1 protein-coding gene and 1 riboswitch are annotated in these 736 nt (G+C 38.9%); the gene reads left to right on the top strand.

Annotation, left to right across the window (positions count from 1 at the left end; translation table 11 throughout):
* Positions 1 to 274 precede the first annotated feature (274 nt).
* A riboswitch (glycine riboswitch) is annotated at positions 275 to 372 on the bottom strand.
* Between the two features lie 178 nt (positions 373 to 550).
* Positions 551 to 736 (top strand): glycine cleavage system protein H (locus DN394_RS28795; protein WP_370458319.1); only part of this gene is annotated, 186 nt, incomplete at its 3' end.

The following is a 736-nucleotide window of genomic DNA, read 5'->3' as shown; positions in this document are numbered from 1 at the left end:
CACCTCATCGAATTAGTTTGTAGCGAAAAATCGCATATATCATTTTTTGTGAAAAAAGAATAAAATCATCCGAAAAAGCTCAACAAAAAAGACAGAGAGAAAAGGAAATAAGCAGGTACTATACCTGAAATATTTCTTTTTCTCCCTGTCCTTGATACCTGAGAGTTACCTTGTGCTCAATAGCTTATAAGCAACAAGTTTCCCCTTGGGTGATTGGTTGTTATCATTCGGATATTCGTCGGTGACCGAATGATGCCAATTCTCTCCAGAGCTGCGTCCGGTACAGGTCCCTTTTACCTGAGAGATTCACCATTACTGGCTTACTCCTTCGGCGCTGTCATGGTTCTGAACAGTCTCTCCCTGTACTTTCATTCGCTACATATGATGTTATGTATTTCCGAACATTAAGTATTGAAACAGTGATGAATGTATGTATATTATATTAATACTTGATTCAAAAAGCAATGTCAAGAGTATTGACAGTATAATCTGCCTTGCTATACGCTTGTGTGCATGAAGACATTACAACCATGAACCGGAGGAATGAAAAATGAGTGAGATTAAAGATCAATTGCTGTATAGTGCAGAACATGAATGGGTAGAGCGTATTAGTGATGATACGGTTCGTATCGGTATTACTGATTTTGCTCAACATCAGCTAGGAGATATCGTATTTGTTGAATTGCCACAAGCAGGTGCAGAAGTTGCTTCTGAAGCTGTGATCGGCACGATTGAA

It is taken from the genome of Bacillus sp. BB081 (genome assembly GCF_008368895.1).
GTDB classification, from domain to species: domain Bacteria; phylum Bacillota; class Bacilli; order Bacillales; family Bacillaceae_G; genus Bacillus_A; species Bacillus_A wiedmannii.
The sequence above is the reverse complement of the archived record's forward strand: the minus strand, read 5'-3'. Positions and strand labels throughout refer to the sequence as shown.